The sequence below is a fragment of the bacterium genome, assembly GCA_023150945.1.
Taxonomy (GTDB): domain Bacteria; phylum Zhuqueibacterota; class Zhuqueibacteria; order Zhuqueibacterales; family Zhuqueibacteraceae; genus Coneutiohabitans.
This window is the reverse complement of record JAKLJX010000016.1, coordinates 70,051-89,928: the sequence shown is the minus strand read 5'-3', so window position 1 is coordinate 89,928 and position 19,878 is coordinate 70,051. Positions and strand designations below refer to the sequence as shown.

Here is a 19,878-nt window from a genome sequence, read left to right as displayed (position 1 = left end):
GGCATGAGGCGTTCCGTTACCGATAATGCTGCCATCCATTTTGCCGGACATTTCTATAGCGCCCTTGCTATGGGTAAAGCCATTGATTGCGCCGTCACCGAAGCGCGCCAGCAAGTGACCGGCGCCGTCTCAGGCGCTGCCAAAGCGCCGCATGAGCTTTTCATCGAAGTCTTCCAGCAGTGGAGCATTCCAGTGCTCTACTCGCGCAAGGCGGAGCCGGTATTGCTCGACGGCGGCAAGCCTTTTCAGCCCCAGCCGCGGTTGCTGCAGAAGAAAGTGCAAATCGGCGAGCTGGCATTCACGCAAGAAGGCTTTATTGGCCGGCGCGCAGCCATTCGCCGGCATTATCGCAATTGGGCGGGTGCCAAAACCCCGCATCTGCTGCTCTACGGCATGGGCGGGGTCGGCAAAACCACGCTCGCCGGCCATTTTAGCCTGCGCCTGCGCCGCGAAAACCCCGGTCTACAAATTTTTGCCTTTGCCCCGCCGTTCGATTTGGCTGCCATCGAAGAGCAATTGCGCCTACCTTTTCTGCAAACCGCCAACAAAAATCAAATCGAGAATTGGAAAACTCTGAATCAGCCGCTCGACCGGTTGGAAGTGATGCTCGACGCCCTGGCCGCCTCGCCCACCCTGTTCATCTTTGACAACCTCGAAACCTGTCTGGGCTTGGCCACCCGGCGTTTTTTGCCGGAGCATGCGCCCACCGAGGCCCTAATCGCCGGAGCGCAGCGCCTCTCCGGGCCGGTGTGGACGCTCTTGACCTGCCGCTATGCCCTGGAGAGCGACAAGCTCAAAAATACCGCGCCCGCTGAATTGCCCGAGGCCAGCCTGGGCGATATTTTGCGCTTCATGCGCCAGTGGTCCTGGCCGGAAACCGTGGCCGCTGCAGACAAAAAGGAGATGTACCAAACTCTGGGCGGCAACTTTCGCAGCATCGAATGGCTCTCCGGCTTGCTCACCGCGCGCGAGCAAACCTGGGCACGGTTGCAGCAAAAATTTGTTGGTTTGCAGCCGCCGGGAGACACCCCGCGGGCCGCACTGCAAACCGTGGTCGAAGCCATGCGCCGTGATCCGGTGTTCGACGAGCTGATCGCCCCGCTCACCCCGGCGGAAAAATTGCTTTTGCAGCGCCTCACCTTGGAGCCGCGACCACTGATCATCGACGGCTTGTACGCCCTGTGGGATGAGAACGATCACCTCGAAACTGCGATTACGCATTTCAACAATTACGCTTTGCTGGAAACGGCCCACGCGTTCGGGACAGACCTGCCCACCTACCGGGTGCCGCCGTTGGTGGCAGAACTGCTTAACCGCGAGCCTTTACGCAAGGAGGTGCAACGCGACACCCATGCCCGGTTGGGCCGCTACTGGCGTTTTGCCGGTAAGAAATTCACCTGCTTGATCAGCGACGATTTGGCGGCGTTCGAGCATTTTACTGCGGCGAACTTGCAAGAGGAGGCCGATGAGATGCTGGAGAGTTTGAGCAGCAACTTTCATCGCTGGCAGCAATTTGACCGCGTTGTCAGCCTGTTGTTGCCGTTTATACAGCGCCGCGGCGAAACCACACCTTGGTGGGCACTTAATCGACTAGGTTTGTCTTTACATCATCTTGGTCAAATCGGATCTGCTTTGCAGTTTTATTCGCTGGCGGAAGCACTGGTTAAGTCAGCCAAGTCCAAAGAGGAAAAACAACAATTGGGCACGACGCTGAACAACATCAGTCAAGGGTTTAAAGCGCGTGGGGAATATAGTAAAGCGCTGGAGTATTTGGAAAAAAGTTTGGCAATTCAAAGAGAAATCGATGATCGTCCGGGCGAGGGCGCAACGCTTAACAACCTTGGGCAGATCTATTGTGCGCATGGGGACTACTGGCATGCCCTAGGGTATTTGGAAAAGAGTTTGGCGCTGAGAAGAGAAATCTGGGATCGCCCAGGCGAGGGCATGACGCTGAACAACATCGGTCAAATCTATTATGCGCGTGGGGATTATGGGAAGGCGCTGGAGTATTTGGAAAAGAGTTTGGCGATTCAAAGAGAAATCGGTGATCGCGCAGGTGAGGGCACGACACGGAACAACATCAGCCAAGTGTTTAGAGCTCGAGGGGATTACGCCACGGCGTTGAAATATGCGCAACAAAGTTTGTTGATTCAAAGAGAAATCGGCGATCGCGCGGGCGAGGGCACGACGCTGAACAACCTTAGCCAAGTGTTTAAAGCGCGGGGGGATTACGCCACGGCGTTGGAATGTGCGCAACAAAGTTTGGCGATTCAAAGAGAAATCGGTGATCATGTGAGTGAGAGAACAACACTAAGCAACATAAGCGAGATTTTTAAAGCGTGCGGGGATTACGCCAAAGCGCTGAATTATTTGCAGCAAAGTTTAGAGATTTATATCGAAATCGGCGATCTTGGATTTGGAGGTGATGGCGGACGCCCAAACAACTTTAGCCCGGTATTATGATAAACGTGGGGATTACGGCAAGGCGCTGGCGTATTTGGAAAAGAGTTTGGCGATAAGAAGAGAAATCGGCGATCGCGCGGGCGAGGGCACGACGCTGAACAATCTCGCGACCACAGCTTATGCCGGCGGGGATTACGGCAAGGCGCTGGCGTATTTGGAAAAGAGTTTGGCGATTCAAAGAGAAATCGGCGATCGCGCGGGCGAGGGCACGACGCTGAACAATCTTGCAACCACGGCTTATGCCGGCGGGGATTACGGCAAGGCGCTGGAGTATTTGGAAAAGAGTTTGGCGATTCAAAGAGAAATCGGCGATCGCGCGGGCATGATCCCCACTTTGCACAACATGGCCCACATTTATCTGCAAAATCAACAGCTTCAAGCATCACTTCAAGCCTTCGGCGAAGCGCTGCAACTTTGCCATGAAACCAACAATGCTGAGGGCTTTTTCAATGTTTCACTCAATCTCGGCAATCTGCTCTGCCAACTCGACCAAAAAGAACAGGGTCTGCCCCTGCTCGAACAGGCGCTAGCCGTGGGCCAACAACTGGGCCACCCGCAAACCAGCCAAGTCGAAGCGCTGCTGCGGCAATTCCAATAAAGCATCAACCGCCCGGGCGATGGATTTCCTCGTAGCCCTGCCCCCTTGCGGGGCAATGAAACGTGCAGAATCAGTCGCCCACAAGGGGCGAGGACAAAGACGATTTCAATGAACCGCCCGGGCGGTGGGAATCACCCGGGCGGTGTTCAAACAACGCCATGCTGTGAGGCGCTCTGCCGCTTGACTTTTAGGGATGCCGCGCGTAACTTGCGCCAAAATTACTGAATGCAAACTTAGCGTGGGTGATTCGCCATGACAGCCAACTTCACTTCTGTTCTCCGCAAAGACGGCCTGCTGCCGATTGCACAAACCGTACAAAAAAAACTTGGCCTCAACCCTGGCGACCAGGTTCGCGTCAGCATCAAAGTGCTCAAACCGCCCGCTGGGCAAAATGACAAAGCGCGCTACGCTGAGCTGCTGCACGAAAAAGATGAACGCGTTCTGACGCCTGTGGAACAAGCGGAGTTGATTGCGCTGGCGCATGCCGAATTTGACGCGGCGATGGCATACGCCAGAAAACTCGCGCAACGGCAATATCCCGGGCTTTTTGACAAGCGCGGGAAACTGCTGCAGCGCAAAGCCGTGACTTCCTTGAACACCTCCCGTCGCCAGAAATCCTCGGCGGTGAAAACCACCCGCCGAAAAAAATAGGTCTGGGGGCCGTGGTCGCCAACCTCTACAAAGCAAATGGCGTTCGATCCTCGCCGCAAGAAATCTGCCCGGCTTTTCAATCCTCGCCGCGACAAATGGCAAACACATTTTGCCTGGAATCACAGCAAAACACGAATGATCGGGCGTACTGCCGTTGGACGAGCGACGGTTGCGGCGTTGCATTTGAACAGTGAGCGGCAAGTCGAGGCCAGAATCTTGTGGCAGTTGCTAAAAAAATCAAGGACGGGGCGATAACGAGATTGTTTTGTCTGTCATCCCGGCGCAAATTGCCTTGCTGGGTAAATCGCCCGGGCGCTCGTTTTGAAGTTGAAAGGCATCCATTCGCGGCAATTTCCGTCAGTCGCCAGCGCCCGCCCGGTGGATTTCTCCCAATCAACCTCGCAACATCAGACCCGCCACAATTACCTTGACATCGGTTTGCCAGGATTGCATATTTCCCTCGCCCGAAACTCTCAATTTCAAAGCTTGCCAAGCTGCCCGATGATCACCACCCTCGAGCAAATCCAGGAAGTCGCACAGCGCATCGGCAAAGAATTCTCGCCGCAGCGCATCATTCTGTTCGGCTCCTACGCCTACGGAAACCCGACGCCGGACTCCGACGTGGATTTGCTGGTGATTACGCCGTTTCAAGGTCGCTCTGCTGAGAAGTCTGTCGAGATTCGACTCAAGGTGAGGCCGCCTTTCCCGATGGATCTGTTGGTGCGTACTCCTGAGAAAGTGCAGGAGCGCTTGAATATGGGCGATTCGTTCATGCGTGAAATCTTAATGAAGGGCAAAGTGCTCTATGAAGCCGCTGACGCATGAATGGGTGATGAAGGCCGAAGGCGATTTCGCCATGGTCGAGCGCGAGGCCCGCGCGCGCAAAAAGCCGAACTATGATGGCCTCTGTTTTCATGCCCAGCAATGCGCTGAAAAGTATCTGAAGGCGAGGCTCTGTGAAGCCGAAATCGAATTTCCCAAGATTCACGATTTGGTAACCTTGCTTGATCTGGCGCTGGCCGTCGAACCTCTTTGGGAAGCCTTTCGTGAGCATTTGGGATTTCTCACCGATTTTGCCGTAACCTTTCGCTATCCCGGCGAATCCGCCGACCGGAAAACCGCGCTGGAGGCGCGCAAACGCTGCCGGCTGTTCCGGCGCGTGGCGCGTGCAGCGCTGGGATTGGAAGTTTGATTCCGCCACAGTGTTAAGACAAGACGCATTCAACCCCCGCTGGAAATTTTATTTTTTTGCATTATCCTGCACACCCCGCCACAAATGCCTTGACATCCAGCCGGTGCGGTTGCATATTGCCCCCATTTGATTCCACCTCAAAAGCCGCCCCAATCCGCATCTGCCGTAACCCCGAGTTTTGCCCAAGCGGATTTTGCGAAGCGAGCCGCCCAAGCCGGCAGTGTAATCCGCTCGCTTCGTTGAATCTGCACACAAAAGCCTTTGCTTTTCTCCGCGATTACAAATCGCCGATCGATTCCCCGTCTCGCTCGACTCCGGTCGATGAGGATTGTTTCGAACCGACAACCGAGGAGCCCCGCCGATGTTGAACACGTTCATCAAAACCTACAGCAATCGTACATACCAGCATGTCACCATGGTGCGCCACAAGGGCACGGTCATCGCCTTTGCGCTGGACAGCGAACGACGCATTTTCTATTCGGTTTTGGATCTCGAAAACACCGAGATCAAATCGCCCCTCGACGTCAACTACTGGCTGGGCAATCCCAAAGAACTGTTCTTTCCCAATGAAATTGCGGAAGTGGGCGTGGGTGTGGCCGATCAAACCCTGCTGCCCGCGGTGAAGAAAGGCAGCCGCACGCCGGCAGCGCCGGGCACGCGCGTGCGCGAGGATGAAAAAGATTTGTTTCTCTCCACCACGGCGCGCCTCACCGCGGATGCGCCCTTTCAGGCACTCTCCGACGGCCGGCACGTGTTCATCTTCCGGCAGGCGATCGACGCGAATCATGCGGACATGGTGTTCAAACTCGATGCCGACGGCAATCCCATCAAAGACGCCAACGGCAATCCCGTGCCCATCGTCGACGCGACGCTGCTCGTCGATCGCTTTGTGCTGGCGGGCACGGATTTGAAAACAAAAATGGAAGTCCGCTACCAGCGCAGCCGCAGCAAAACCCGGCCGGAAAGCCGCAAAGACAGCCTGGGCGCGAAGGATATGGAGGACAATCCTTTTTTCGAGCCGACGCAGGAGTTGCGCTTCATCGGTAATTTGACCGAAGGCCGTTTCACCGCGCTGCTGCTGCCGACGCAGGTGGTGGGTGTGCAGCGCTGGCAGATCTTTTCGCATAACGGCAAAACCGGCGCGCTGGATTCTTTCAACATCGAGCGCGCGCAAGACGGCTTGTTCAACACCCGCGGCTCGCAAGAGGCGATGAGCGGCGGCCATGCCGAATCCGCGCTGCGTTTTGATGACGGCAACTGGCATATCGATCTCGGCAGCGGCGTGAACCTCGGTGAAACCTTCACGCAAGAGGCCTGGCTTTATCCCACCAGCGCCGACGGCGTGCAGGCGTTGCTCACCGACAATGGCCGCGATAAGAATTCCGCGCCTTCATTGTGGACGTATCAGGGCCGGTCGATTCGCGCGGGATTCGGCGACGGCGAAAAATGGTATGAATTCACTACCAATCACATTCTCGCGTTGAATGCGTGGAATCATGTGGCGGTGACGTTCAACGGCGAGTCGTATCGCGTGTTCGTCAACGGCGAAGAACGGCATCGCACGAATCAAGCCGAGGTCTATATCGACGGCGTCAAGCAGGAGGAACGCGAATCGCTTGCCGGCAAAACGCCGGCGGCGCGCAATATTCGTTATTTCGGCGAGCCGAACGGCAATTCCCTGCAGGGCACGATTGATGAAATCCGCTTGTGGCGACGCCCGCGCTTGCAAGCCGAGATTCAGGCGGATCGGCGCATGCGTCTCACCGGCCTGGAGCCGGGACTCGTGGGTTACTGGCGTTTTGATGAAGCCTCGGGCGACACGGTTTACGATCAAACCGACAATGCCGTCAATGGCGCCAAACACGGCGGCGAGTGGGTCACTTCTGATGCGCCGATTGGCGAGAATTCCGGATTGCAGCGCGGCAGTTTTCGCATTGCGAATCGCGAGCCTGCCTCCGGGCCGGCGGCGCTGTTGTATTATCACCAGGAAAAAACCGCCGGCGGTTACGACGGCAAAGAAAAGCCGCTCAAACACAGCGCGCGTGTGATGTTGACCCTGGCCACGCAAAGCAGCGGCGGCGTGAACAAAGAAATCGCGGCGCTCGATTTCGGCGTGGCCAACACCGGCCGCCTGGCGCAAACGCCCGACAATTTGGAATTGCCGGTGATTGCGCGGCCCTCGCTCGGCGGCAAAACCATCGACGAGCTGCTCAACGAAGTCAGCACCGCCGAGCAGGAAGTGCTGGGTCTGCGCAACGACATTGTCAATTTCACCGATGAAATCGACGTGCTTAACGGTGTGATCGATATTGTGAATGAAGCAATCAACAACACCGGCAACCGCCGCGTCACCGACATTCGCTTTGGCGAACGCGCGCGCATCAATGATAAGATTCAAGATCTGCAAGACAAGCGTGCGGCTCTGGCGCAAGCGCGCAGCCGCGAGCAAAACCTGCAAAGAGAGCTGACCAACGGCCGGGTTTGGCTGTACGAACACAGCAGTTTTCGCGGACGGGTGATTTCCTACGGCCGCAACGGCGGGCAATTCGGCGGCGGCTTCGTGGGCTACACCGATTTGCGCGAACGCGGCTTCAATGACATCATTTCTTCGATCAGAATGTCGGAAGCGCTGCAAGCGAAAGTGTACGAACATGCCAATCGCGGCGGCAAATCGAGAACGTTTACCTCGGACACCAGCTACGTCGGCAACGATTGGAACGATATCATCTCGAGTCTCGATATTCAAATCAATTCGAGTTTCAATCAAACGCTCAACGCCGCCACGCAGGCGCGTATTGCCGCAGAAAATGCGGTGGCAACGGCAACACAGGTCTTGCGCGATGAACGCACGAACCTTAGCACCACACGCCAGGACAAGATGCGGCAGCGCCGTGAGAAGGAAGCGCTGCTCACCAGCAAGCAAACCGATTTGGACAAGCTGCGCGTGTCGCTCAACGAAGGTGTCGCCGCGCCCATGGCCCTGGTGTTCACTGATCCCCTCGGCTTGAGCCTCACCGGCGGCTTGCTGGAATTCGCGTGGACGAATGAAGCGCCGCTGCTGTTCGACAGCGCTACCGGCAAGCTCGCGCTGTATTTTCGCGGCACGGATGATCAATTCTTCGTCACCTATTACAACACGCTTACGCAGCGGCCGCAATATCGTCTCGTCGATGAACGCGGCAGCGAGTGCCTGCTGTGCGTCGCGCGTTCCACTGAGCCGGAGATGGATCAGCTCAAGATCAACGTTCTCGCTGGCGCCGACGATGCCACCTGCACGGCGATCATTACGGGTCCGGCAGATAAAAACGGCAATCAAATCGTCGAGACCTGGCGGCACGTGCCGCGCAATCCCGAGCGCTTCGCGAAAGTGCTGAACGGTTTGGCGAATGAGCGCGCCTATCTCGGCTCGGGCGCGATTGTGGTGAATGAAGGCCGCATTGAGGCTGTGGATATTTCTGCTGGCAGCCGACGTGCGTTGGAAAAAGGCATGACGCTGCGCGCCGGCGATTTGCGCATGACGGTTTTGGAAAACGCCGCCAAAGGCGCGACCACGATTTTCGTGCAAAGCACAGCCACCAGCGCGCCGAGCGAGGAAGTGCCGGTCTTTTTTATTGAATATGATTACGGCCAGCACGCCAGCGCCAACAAGATTCCCAGCGATTTGAGCAACGGCTCGCTGCTGATTTTGTCGGGCGCGTTGAGTGCAGCCGGCGAGGTGCAAATCGATCAAGAGCTGGCCAGCGGCAATACGATTTCATGCTTGTGGACTGCGGCAGCGCCCGGCCACACGCTGGCGTTTGACGGCGCAAAAAGTTATGCGCATCTGAATTCCACCAGTCAAACCGATCTGAAAAAATTCGCGGCCGACGGGGATGTGACGCTCGAAGCCTGGGTGCGGCCGCAGGTGATCGAGAATCGCGGCCAGATCATTCAACATCGTTCGGCGAGTTCGCGCTATGCCCTGGGCTTGGAACGGCGCGAGTTGAGATCCGCGCTGCGCTTTGACGGGGTGAATGACTACGTCAGCATTGCTAATCACGAAGCCTTGAATTTCGCGGGCGCGATCACGATCGAGGCCTGGATCAAACCCACGATTGAAAGCAGCCACACGATTCAAAACATTGTTGCGCACGGCTACGCCAACAATCCCAACGCCGAAGTATTCTTGCGCATTCTGCAGCGCGACGGCAAATTCTACTATGAAGCCGGTTCCTGGAATGGCGCAAATCATCTCGTGGCATTTGAAATGCCGGCAGCGGATCGCACCGGCTTGAATTGGGTTCATCTTGCCGGCGTTTATGACGGCAGCGCATGGCGGCTTTTTCGCAACGGCGTGGAAGTCGCCTCGCAAAACGAGAACACCGGCGCGCTGCCGGTGCCGGCGGATTGGGCCATCGGCAGCCGCGGCGGCGTGCCAGAGCGGCTGTTCAAAGGTGAAATCGATGACGTCCGCATTTGGAAGCGCGGACGCATGCAAGCCGAAATTCAGGCGGACATGAATCGCCAGCTTGGCGGCAATGAAACCGATCTCGTCGGCTACTGGCATTTTGAAGCGGGTTATGCGCGCGATTATTCGCGTCACAATCATGAAAGCACGAAAAACGGCAATCCGCAGCTTGCGGTTTCGCCGTTGCCGGGCTATGCCGCATACGCCGGCGCCGGCGAATTATTCGTGCAAGCAAAAGAGCCGTTTGCCGCGGGCAGTTGGACGCATCTCGCCGCAGCTTATAATCAATCGTATGCTTTGCGCTTTGACGGCTCTTCTTATCTCGATTGCGGCGCAGACAGCACGCTCGATATCGCTGGGGATATGACTATTGAAGTATTTCTGCAAGCGGCGAATCAAAATCCGCTGGGCATTCTCAGCAAGGGTAAAATTGACGACGGCACGGAAGATAATTCGCCCTGCACGCTTTACGCTGATGACAGCAACCGAATTGTGTTTGCTTTTGAAGATGTGGAGAACGGCAATCACGTCTTCACCTCGGAGGCCAATGCGTTCCGGCGCGGCTATTTCACGCGCCTCGCGGTGACGCGCAAGCAGCAAGTCGTGACCACTGAACAGCGCGACGGCAGCGGCAATCTCACCGGCACGAAAGTCGACCAGTGGCACGACATCACATTTTACAAAAAGAATGACGCCGGCGCGATGGTGGCGTGCGGCGCGGGAAAATATGAAGGCCCCGAGATTGGCAGCAGCAGCAGCCCGTTCGAAATCGGGCGCGCGTTTCTGCCGGGTTTCATCGAAGGCCGCTTCAAAGGCGTGATCAGCGAAGTGCGCATTTGGAATTTGGCGCGCGATCCGGAAAATATTGGCGTCGATCTCAAAGGCAACGAAAAAGGCCTGGTTTCCTGGTGGCGCTTCGAAGAAAATCAGGGCAACATCGGCTTTGATTCCAAAAGCAGCAATCATGCGCGTTTCAAGGGCAATATTGAATGGATCAAGAATCCCGAATTCAATGCCTCACGCTTGACGCTGTATCGCAACGGCGAAACCGTGGCCACGGAATTCAAAAACGCGAGCGGCTTTCCGGTGGATAAAGATCAATTCACGCTGGGCGCGCTCGGCAACAGCACGGTGCAGAATTTCTTCCAGGGCGAGATGGAGGAAGTGCGCATCTGGCGCATGCCGCGCACGCAGGAACAAGTGCAGGATAATCTCTTCACCCGCCTGCTCGGCGAGAAGGAAGAGTTGATCGCGTATTACACCTTTGATGCGGAAAAGCCCGGGCAACTCACGGATCATTCGTTTCGCGGCAATGATCTGACTTTGCGCGACACGCTGTATGTGTTTTCCACTGCGCCGATCAACGAAGATGCGCCGCAAGTGCGTAGCGCGCTGGCGGGATTGCGCACGCCCTTCAACGGCATTTTGCAAAGCCGGCCCGCGGCGCAGGAATACGGCGATTTGCAGTACGACGTCGAAGGCAATCTCATCGGCGTGCTCAAACGCTGCTATGCGCTGGTGCGCAACGGGCAATGGCATTTGATCACCGGCTTCAAAGTCGGCAATCTGGTGACGGAATGGATCGGCCAGGTGCAATTCGATCCCGAAATGATCGGCTTCATCGAAGGCCCGCCGCCGGCGCCGAGTGAGAATCTCACCTTCTTCGATTATGTGTTGAAGGAATTCACGGATTATGACGGCGCCACCGCGATCGAGATTACCGACGCGCAGAAAACCACATTCACATATTCCGCCGAGCGCGACCGCGGCTTCGACATGAACGTCGAATTGGCGGCGGAATTCGGCGGCGGCACGCAGGAGTTTGTGAGTACGCCGGTGGCTCTGGCGTTTCCCATCGTACTCACCGAGGTGGTGGAGGCTGACATCACCGGCGGCATCAAGGCCACGTTCGAGCACAGCCTGGGCTGGCTGCAGGATGCCAGTATCGGTCGCGGCAAAACCACGACGAAAACCAGCAAGCTCGAATTGCGCGGCATCGTGGAGAACATCAATAACATTCGATATCCCTATCCCAAAGTGGGACGGCGTTACGTGCCGGATAACGTCGGCTTCGCGCTGGTGCAATCCGAAACCGCGGATGTGTTTGCGCTGCGGCTGGCGCACAACAACGCGCTGGTATCGTACCAAATGCGGCCCAATCCCGACATTCCCAAAGATTGGAACATTATTTCATTTCCCATCAATCCGCATTATACCAAACAGGGCACGCTCGACGGCAAAGTCGGTTTCGATCCTGACGTCGATTATCCCAACGCGCTCACCTACAGTCCCGACAGCAGTTATTTCAAACCGATCGAGGCCTATGCGTTGAAGAATCGCATTCAACGCGAAGAGGAAGCGCTGCGCGCGTTTTACGAGCAATGGGACGCGGGCGCGAAAGGCCGGCGGCAAGACGCGTTACATTTTTCGAGCAAGGATTTGGCGGAGGGCAAAATTCTTAACAATCTCCCCAAAATCGAAAAACGCAATCTCGTCAACACCTATGTGTGGACTTCGGATGGCGGCATGTTTGCCGAGACCCAGGAGACTTTCGATGTTTTGCAGGAAACCATGGGAGGATCGTATTCTTTCAAAGGCCAGGCCGGCGGGCGCTTGTCGATAGAAACGACGATCTTCAAAGTCGCGGCCAAGTTCGAAGTGCAGGCAATGTTCGGCGGCCACATCAATCTCACTGTGACCAAGAGTGAAGAATCGGAAAACACCTTCGGCGTCAACGCCGAGTTGAGCGGCGTGGAACGCAACATTTATTTCCGCACGCCCGAGGGCGAGATCGTGATGGACAACAGCGATCCCAACAATCCCAAACCCAAAAGATGGCCGGGCAAAGTCAATGCGTATCGCTTCATGACGTTTTATCTCGAGCCCAAGCCCGAAAATTTCGACGCGTTCTTCAACAAAGTCGTGGATCCGATTTGGATCGCGCAAAGCGATGACCCCAACGCCGCCGCGCTGCGCGAGGCGCAACAATCCGGCAAGAAACCGCCGTGCTGGCGCGTGATGCACCGCGTCACGTTCGTGAGCCGCATTCTGCCGGATTTTAGCGACCCGACCGCGCCGCCGCTGGAAAGCGCGCTCAAGGCGCTCGATATCGAAAGCAATTATGAGTTGATCAAGCTGCTCGAACCGTTCGTGGCCAACAAGCTCACGAATTTTGCGGAATTCTCGCGCGCGATTCGCGAGACCATCAAGACGTACCATCCCGAATTGCAGCCGCACACCGAGGCCATTATTCAATACATGAGTTTGTACTTCGGCATTACCGAAGACACGTTGCTGCTCGGCAGCGGCGAAGGTGATTTTGTCGATGGTGGCGCGCCATTGCTGCCGGAAGTCGATGCCGGCCCGGATAACCCGCAGACGATTGCGATCAACAGCGCGCTGGAGTTGCAAGGCACATTGATCAACAGCCAGCAGCCGCTGGAGAATTTATTGATCGTGTGGAGCAAGGTTAGCGGGCCTGCCGAAGTCACATTCGATGATGCCAACAGCCTGGTCACCAATGCGCATTTCACCAGTCGCGGCAAATATGTTTTGCGCCTCACGATGAATGACGGGCTGTTTGCGGCGAGCGATGATCTCATTGTCGTCGTCAACAGCGAACCGCAGGTTTCGGCGGGCGCTGATAAAATGATTCGCTTGCGCGACACGGCCACTTTGCAGGGTGCATTGTTGGATTCCGGGCTGGGCGAGGAAGCGAGTGGCACGCTCACGTATCTTTGGTCGGTGGAAAGCGGGCCGGGCGAGGTGACGTTTGCGAATCAAAACGCTCTGGCCACCACCGCCACGTTCACGAAAAGTGGGCCGTATTTGCTGCGCCTCACGGCGAATAACGGCTTTTTCACCGCGAGTGATGATGTCGTGATTTCCGTGGCCGGCCGCGTCACGCCAGGCCTGCAAACGCTGCACGTTTTTAAAGAAGGCAGCGGCGAATCGGTGCGCGACATTGCCGCACTCGATCCGCCGTTGCCGTTCGCGCTTCCCGAAAGCGGCGTGACTTGGGTCGAAGGCGGCCTCGCGCTGGCAGAGCCAACGATTTTGGAAACCGCGCAGCCGCCGACGCGCTTGTTCAACGCGTTGCGATCTTCAAATGAATTGACACTCGAAACGTGGCTCAAACCCGCGATAGAAGATCAAGCGGGATTGGCGCGCATTGTGACATTCTCCGGCGGGCCTGCCATTCGCAATTTCACTTTGGGACAACGCGGCAAGCAATTTTATGCCGCGGTGCGCACCGACACCACCAATCAAAACGCCGGCGACAAAGCGCTGGCCGGCGGCGCGGTAATGCCCGATTCTCTCATGCACGTGGTGATCACGCGCACGGCCTCGGGTGTGTTGCGCTTGTTCGTGAATGGTGAAGAAGTTGCGCAGCGCAGTCTGCCTGGCGCGTTTTCGAATTGGGTCAGCACACACCGCCTGGCGTTGGGCAATGAAGTCGGTGAAAACGCGGGATATGATCGCGCCTGGTCCGGCGAGTATCATCTCGTTGCGATTTATAATCGCGCCCTCAGCGCCGAGGAGGTGCAGCAGAATTTCGAATTCGGCGCGGACACGAATCTGCCGCCGATTGTTTTTGCCGGCGGCGATCAAACTCTCGACCTGCCCAGTGCCGCGACACTGCAAGGCTTTTTGTTGGATGATCGTTTGATGCCCGAGCAAATCAGCGTGAAGTGGACGCAGGTGAGCGGGGTGACGAATGTTGTTTTTGAGAATCCCGATGCGCTGAACACGCAAGCCAACTTCGAAGACAGCGGCGTCTTCGTTTTGCGCCTTACGGCTTCGGATGAACAACTTTCCGCCAGCGACGAGCTGCGGATTGTCGTCAATAAAGCGCCGAGTCTCCATGCCGGCTCAACGCAGTGGCTCGCGTTGCCCACGGCAGTGGCGGAACTCAACGGTGTGATCACGCACGACGGCCTGGGTGATCCGGCCCTGCCGAAGAACATCTCGGTGAATTGGTCGCAACTCGAAGGTCCGGGACAAGCCGTGTTCGCGAATCCGCAGGCATTGAGCACGTACGTCAACTTCACGGTTTTTGGCAAGTATGTTCTGCAATTGTCGGTGCACAACGGCCATCAAATGTCAACCGCCGCGGCGACGATTTTCGTGAATCAAGCGCCGAATATTCGCGCCGGCGCCGAAGCAATTGTCAATTTGCCTGATGCGGCAACTCTCAACGGTGAAATCATCGAATCGGGTCTCGCGGATCCCGAGGGCGCGATCACGCGGCAATGGTCGAAAGTCAGCGGCCCCGGCGACGTGGCATTCGCTGACGCGAATTTGCTCAGTACCACCGCGAGTTTTTCGAAAAGCGGCGTCTACGTGCTGAAGCTCACCGTCGCCATCAGCGGCGCGCATTTCAATTTGCAGAGCGAAGTGCAGGTACAACTCACGGCAAATGCCGCGCCCGAGGTTGATGCCGGACCGGAGGTGCAGATCACACTGCCGGCGGTCGCGGAATTGGAGGGCACGATCAGCGATGACGGCTTCCCTGATCCTCCCGGACGGGTCACCGCCGCGTGGTCGAAAGTGAGCGGCCCGGGTTCCGTGCAATTCAGCAATGTCAGCTCGGCCTACACTACCGCGAGATTCTCGCAACCGGGCAATTATGTTTTGCAATTGCTGGCCAAGGATTATCCGCAAGCGCCGCCGGTCAGCGCTGAAGTGAATGTCGAAGTCCTGCCTTCGCCGCGCGTGACTGAGGGCTTGCAGGCGTTGTATTTGTTTGATGAAGGCAGCGGCAGCGTCATTCACGACGTGGCTGGCGCCGGCGCACCGTTGGATTTGCGCCTGCAGCAGATCGGCAACAACAGTCAACCGCTGCAATGGCTGAACAAAGGGCTGCGCATTGTTCAACCCACGATCATCAAATCCAATGGTCCGGCGATGCGCTTGATCAATGCGTTGAAATCCGCGAATGAAATCACGATTGAGGCCTGGATCAAGCGCGCAGCGAGCATTCCCGATAATCAAAGTCCCGGCCGCATTGTCACGCTTTCGGCGGATCAAGGCCGCCGCAATTTCACGCTGGGACAGTTGCATGAAGATCGCTGGCAAGTTCGCTTGCGCACCACCAACACCGACGAGAACGGTGTGCGCTTGAACAACGGCCAGCCGGCTTATCAAGACATCGATCTCGTGCCGGAATTGTGTCACGTGGTCTACACGCGCCGCACCACGGGTACGATTCGATTCTATCTCAACGCCGTCGATCCCGCGCCCAGCACGCGGCCGCGCCTCACCGGCGATTTCAGCAACTGGGACGATTTCGAGCTCGCGCTCGCCAACGAGTTGTCGCTGGACCGGCCGTGGCTCGGCGAGTTGCAGTTGATCGCGATTTACAGCCGCGCGCTGACCGCGGCGGAGGTGAAGAAGAATTTCGAGGCGGGGGTGTGAGACTCAAGCAGGTTTACCGCCTTGACTATCGTGAAAATTAGGATTATTTTCACGGCGTTCTGCTGCAAAACAACTCATGAAGAATCAAAGATGGATCGTGAAAAACGAGTAAAATCCATTCGCAATTGGATTGCCGGCGCAGATTATGACTTGGATACGGCAAAGCACATGCTGAAAACCGGCCGTTATCTGTATGTCGTGTTCATGTGTCATCTAACCCTTGAAAAGGCGCTCAAAGCCCATGTCGAGCTTCATGAGGATAAGTTTCCTCCAAAAATTCATGATTTGGTTCGATTGGCTGATCGCGCCGGGTTAATAATCCCGGAAGATTTGAACCGCATCGTTTTGGAGCTTAATCAAGCCAGTATCCCGACTCGTTATCCAGAGGATTTACAGCAAAGCTTGACAGTTTATACCAACGACTATGCCGCGAAAGTTCTACAAGAAACCGAAGAGGTTTTGCAATGGCTCAAAGCCCATCCTCGTATCGCCATGCTGTGAGTAACTATGTTCGCGCGCTGAAAGAAAATGGTGTGCAGGTTCAGCAAATTCTGCTTTATGGATCGCATGCCAGGAAAGAGGCGCACGCCGACAGTGATATCGATATTATCGTTTTATCGGACAGCTTTGCCGGCAAAAACTTGTTGGAACGCCTGCAGATCTTGGGGTTGGCGCGGCGCAAAGTTCCCGAGCCGGTGCAGGCGTATGGCTTCACTCCGCAAGAAGTACAACAGCGTGAGCTCTCGGCTTTTTGGGAAGAAATCGTCGAAAATGAAGCGATTCCCATTACGAATGAAGTCTTGTCGTGATGATTGTTTTAACCCGCCACCAGCATTCCGGTGGACCGCAGTCCCGGCCGCATCGTCACGCTTTCGGCGGATCAAGGCCGCCGCAATTTCACGCTGGGACAGTTGCATGAAGACCGCTGGCAAGTTCGCTTGCGCACCACCAACACCGACGAGAACGGTGTGCGCTTGAACAAAGGATTGCAGGCGCTGGCCAAAAGAGATCGTGAGAGAACTCGCTGCCGCAACTCGCGCATGCTTGCCGGCAGCCTCGCGCTCGAGCAGGCGCTGCTGATGGCGCATCGCAATGCCCCGCTCTGGGACTATGCGGTTGGCATCCATTTGCAAGACGGTCGTGACGAGGTGAAATGGATTGAAGTTCACCCCGCCTCACACTCTCACCTCGATGAAGTGCTCAAGAAACGGGAGTGGTTACGAGACTGGCTGCGTGCGGCCGCCCCCGCCCTCGCTGAATTGCCGCGCGAATTTATCTGGGTGGCTTCGGGCAAGGTTATGCTGCCGCCCGGCGGGCAACACCGCCGCCGGCTGGCGCAAGCCGGTCTGCGGTTCGCCGGCGAACGCTTGCGACTTGATTGAATCTTTAATGTGAATCGTAGACTTTGTGTGTGTCACTGCGATCTGTGAGGAGATCATCATGTCATCCCGCCGAGTGTTTCCCCTGCTTTCCCTGGTCATCCTGCTGGCTGGTGCTGCGCCGGCGCAAATCACCTTGAACTGGACTCCGCGTGCGGACCTCAACGCCAACCTGCCGGCCAGCCTACGCGTCTGTGAAGCCAGCAACAGCGCCGTTCCAATTCACGCCTGGTATGTGAGCGCCGATTTGCGCGACACCACCTGGCAGGCGCAAGCCCTGCTTTCCGATGAGAGCGATGGCAAGGAAACCGTTCCGCAGTTTGCCGCCGGCGCCAAGTCGTGGATCGCGATCAACGGCGGCTATTTCGGCAGCAGCGGCAGCACCACCGCGTCCTTCAGCATGGTCGCTGACAAGGGTGTCGTGCTTGCGCCCAACATCGGCGCGTTGAATCGCAGTGGCGTGACCTTCTATCCCACGCGTTCGGCGTTCGGCCTGCTCCGGGACGGCACGCCGGATGTGGCGTGGATCTATGACGTGGCCGGCGTCACTTTTGCCTACCCGGATCCGAGTCCCAACAAACAAGGTCAGCCCCAGCCGCAGCCGAGCGCGACTTTTCCGGCAGAGGGCGCGCCTTGGCCGCTGTGGAATGCCATTGGCGGCGGGCCGGTATTGATTCACAATGGCAGCGTGCGCATCACCTGGGAGGAGGAAGTCTTCTTCGGCTCCGGCATCGGCAACATCGGAGACCAGAATCCTCGCACGGCAGTAGGTTACACGGCCGGCGGCCTGTTGTTGCTGCTGGTGGTGGATGGCCGCCAAGTCGCGAGTCGCGGCGCCTCGTTGACCGAATTGGCGCAGTTCATGCTGGCGCTCGGCGCGGTCGAGGCGGTGAATCTCGATGGCGGCGGCTCTTCGACGCTGGTGGTGGGGCAGACGCTGATCAACCGGCCTTCCGATGGCACGCCGCGCGAGGTGGCGTCCGCACTCGTGCTCGCGCCCAAGAAAGGCGAGCCGCCGATTCCGGGCGAGACTCTTTATTTCGACACCGGTGATTCCTGCTGCTATCGCGAGCGCGGCGCCTGGTTCGAAAGCGCCAATACGCCGTTCTACGGCGCTACCAAAGCGCGCTTGAACCAAGTTGGTGCCGGTCAGGACCGTGCAGTGTTTCGCTTCGGCAATCTGACCGCGAGCGAGTATGAAGCCGCGGCCTGGTGGGTGCCGGCGAGCAATCGCGCCACCAATACGCCGTTTTTCATTTTTCACAATGGCGACAGCTCGCTGGTGCGGGTGGACCAAAGCGATTTGACCACGCAGGGAAAGTGGAATGTGCTGGGGGAATTCGAGCTGGCGGCGGGAGACTCATTGGTGGTGACGGACCAGGCGGCCGGTACGGCTTCGCCTGCTTATGTGTGCGTGGACGCCATTCGCCTGGTGCGCACCGGCCCGAGCAGCGCCGTGCAATCGCCGCGGGCCTCGCCGCCCCGCCACTATGCAGTGCAGGCACATCCGAATCCCGCGCGGCAGCAAGTGCGGCTTTCCTTCTCGCTGCGCCGTGCCGGCCCGGTGGAGATTCGCATGCTGGATCTGCTCGGCCGGACGGTGACGCGCGCGGCTGCTTGGGGACAGGCGGGAAGTAATCAGGTGCCGCTGGCGTGGCACCGTTTGCCGGCGGGCAGGTATGTGATCGTCGTGGCTGCGGCCGAGGGCGAGTGGCGCACGAGTCTGATGGTGTTGCAGTAGGCGAAAAGCAGAATCCAACAACTCGATTTTCTCATGGCGCGAATGCCCTCACCTCTACTGGACGAATTCCCAACGGCACGAATTGGCGTATCCAAGCTGAACGGCGCCGGAGTGAGAACAACTCAAAGCGAATGAAGAGTCATCTCTGTGGCGACACATTCCCCAGTAACTTCAGCCTCACGCCCAGTGCGCTTTGAAGATCGTTTTCGACTCTATGTCGACGAATCGGGCGATCACGTTTTCCGTGAGACAAATGAGCCACCCCATCGGTTTCTGTGTTTGTTGGGATGCTGGTTTCAGAACCCGGCCTACCTTCGGTGGCATGAAGCTTTGGAAGACTTCAAGGCACACCTATTACCGCATCACCCAGATGAACCTGTCATCCTGCATCGTGAGGACATTCTGAATGCACGCCGGGCGTTCTCCTGTCTGCGTGATCACGCAAAACGAGCGCAATTTGATGACGAACTATTGCGAATAGTCGGAGACGCCGATTGTCGACTGGTGGCAGTGGTGATTGACAAGCAGGCACTGCGCAATAGCTACGGTGACGCCGCAGCCCATCCCTATCATTTGGGCCTGGGATTCCTATTGCAGCGTTTTGCCGGGTATCTGAATCATATCAGCCGAATGGGCGACGTGATGGCTGAGTCGCGTGGCGGGAAAGAGGATCGCCTTTTGAAGGAGTCTTATGCGCGGATCTACCAACGCGGTGCATGGATGACCGGTGCACATGTCTTCAGAGCAGCCTTAACTTCCGGTGAGTTGAAGCTCAAGCCGAAAGCTGCCAACGTTGCAGGTCTGCAATTGGCCGATCTTTTGGGCCATCCTGTGAAACAATGGGTTCTAAAGCAAAAAGGCCTTCTTGATGAGGAATTGGGGCCGTTTGCCAATCGCCTTCTGCAGGTGGTCGACGTCAAATTCAACCGGCACCTTTATAGCCATCGATTGGAAGGCTACGGGTGGGTGCTGTATCCAAGAAAATAAGGG

Annotated in this window: 12 protein-coding genes; 11 read left to right on the top strand and 1 reads right to left on the bottom strand. The window is 57.1% G+C overall.

The window, feature by feature from the left end:
* Positions 1-129: 129 nt before the first annotated feature.
* Complete coding sequence (locus L6R21_19530) at positions 130-429, bottom strand: hypothetical protein (GenBank protein MCK6561392.1); 300 nt, start codon at positions 427-429, stop codon at positions 130-132.
* Here L6R21_19530 and L6R21_19525 point away from each other — a divergent pair.
* From L6R21_19525 to L6R21_19475, 11 genes are all read left to right on the top strand, one after another.
* The gene (locus L6R21_19525; GenBank protein ID MCK6561391.1) at positions 394-2,463 is read left to right on the top strand and encodes a tetratricopeptide repeat protein; all 2,070 of its coding nucleotides are present in this window, start codon (positions 394-396) and stop codon (positions 2,461-2,463) included. The two genes, L6R21_19530 and L6R21_19525, sit on opposite strands and share 36 nt — an antisense overlap.
* Positions 2,426-3,061: a tetratricopeptide repeat protein gene (locus tag L6R21_19520; GenBank protein ID MCK6561390.1), complete on the top strand. Its 636-nt coding sequence runs from the start codon at positions 2,426-2,428 to the stop codon at positions 3,059-3,061. Before L6R21_19525 ends, L6R21_19520 begins: the two co-directional genes overlap by 38 nt.
* Positions 3,062-3,313: 252 nt before the next feature.
* Positions 3,314-3,712, top strand: coding sequence for a DUF1905 domain-containing protein (locus L6R21_19515; protein ID MCK6561389.1), 399 nt, complete (start codon positions 3,314-3,316; stop codon positions 3,710-3,712).
* Positions 3,713-4,216: 504 nt separating this feature from the next.
* Complete coding sequence (locus tag L6R21_19510; protein MCK6561388.1) at positions 4,217-4,537, top strand: nucleotidyltransferase domain-containing protein; 321 nt, start codon at positions 4,217-4,219, stop codon at positions 4,535-4,537.
* A complete protein-coding gene (locus L6R21_19505; protein ID MCK6561387.1) occupies positions 4,518-4,904 on the top strand; it encodes a HEPN domain-containing protein in 387 nt (128 codons plus the stop codon). Before L6R21_19510 ends, L6R21_19505 begins: the two co-directional genes overlap by 20 nt.
* Before the next feature lie 361 nt (positions 4,905-5,265).
* Complete coding sequence (locus tag L6R21_19500) at positions 5,266-15,768, top strand: LamG domain-containing protein (GenBank protein MCK6561386.1); 10,503 nt, start codon at positions 5,266-5,268, stop codon at positions 15,766-15,768.
* A gap of 90 nt (positions 15,769-15,858) precedes the next feature.
* Entirely contained in the window at positions 15,859-16,269 is a 411-nt protein-coding gene (locus L6R21_19495; GenBank protein ID MCK6561385.1) for a HEPN domain-containing protein, read from the top strand.
* Positions 16,233-16,577 carry a nucleotidyltransferase domain-containing protein gene (locus tag L6R21_19490; protein MCK6561384.1) on the top strand — a complete coding sequence of 115 codons (345 nt, stop codon included), beginning with the start codon at positions 16,233-16,235 and terminating at the stop codon, positions 16,575-16,577. Before L6R21_19495 ends, L6R21_19490 begins: the two co-directional genes overlap by 37 nt.
* Before the next feature lie 30 nt (positions 16,578-16,607).
* Positions 16,608-17,150: a hypothetical protein gene (locus L6R21_19485; GenBank protein MCK6561383.1), complete on the top strand. Its 543-nt coding sequence runs from the start codon at positions 16,608-16,610 to the stop codon at positions 17,148-17,150.
* 58 nt (positions 17,151-17,208) lie between these two features.
* A complete protein-coding gene (locus tag L6R21_19480; protein ID MCK6561382.1) occupies positions 17,209-18,888 on the top strand; it encodes a phosphodiester glycosidase family protein in 1,680 nt (559 codons plus the stop codon).
* Positions 18,889-19,074: 186 nt separating this feature from the next.
* Positions 19,075-19,875 (top strand): DUF3800 domain-containing protein, encoded by an 801-nt coding sequence (locus L6R21_19475; protein ID MCK6561381.1) that lies wholly within the window; start codon positions 19,075-19,077, stop codon positions 19,873-19,875.
* Positions 19,876-19,878 lie beyond the last annotated feature (3 nt).

Coding starts and splice junctions, on each gene's coding strand:
- L6R21_19525 (MCK6561391.1), top strand. CDS start 394: ATGGGCGGGGTCGGCAAAACCACGCTCGCCGGCCATTTTAGCCTGCGC.
- L6R21_19530 (MCK6561392.1), bottom strand. CDS start 429: ATGGCCGGCGAGCGTGGTTTTGCCGACCCCGCCCATGCCGTAGAGCAG.
- L6R21_19520 (MCK6561390.1), top strand. CDS start 2,426: ATGGCGGACGCCCAAACAACTTTAGCCCGGTATTATGATAAACGTGGG.
- L6R21_19515 (MCK6561389.1), top strand. CDS start 3,314: ATGACAGCCAACTTCACTTCTGTTCTCCGCAAAGACGGCCTGCTGCCG.
- L6R21_19505 (MCK6561387.1), top strand. CDS start 4,518: ATGAAGCCGCTGACGCATGAATGGGTGATGAAGGCCGAAGGCGATTTC.
- L6R21_19500 (MCK6561386.1), top strand. CDS start 5,266: ATGTTGAACACGTTCATCAAAACCTACAGCAATCGTACATACCAGCAT.
- L6R21_19495 (MCK6561385.1), top strand. CDS start 15,859: ATGGATCGTGAAAAACGAGTAAAATCCATTCGCAATTGGATTGCCGGC.
- L6R21_19490 (MCK6561384.1), top strand. CDS start 16,233: ATGGCTCAAAGCCCATCCTCGTATCGCCATGCTGTGAGTAACTATGTT.
- L6R21_19480 (MCK6561382.1), top strand. CDS start 17,209: ATGTCATCCCGCCGAGTGTTTCCCCTGCTTTCCCTGGTCATCCTGCTG.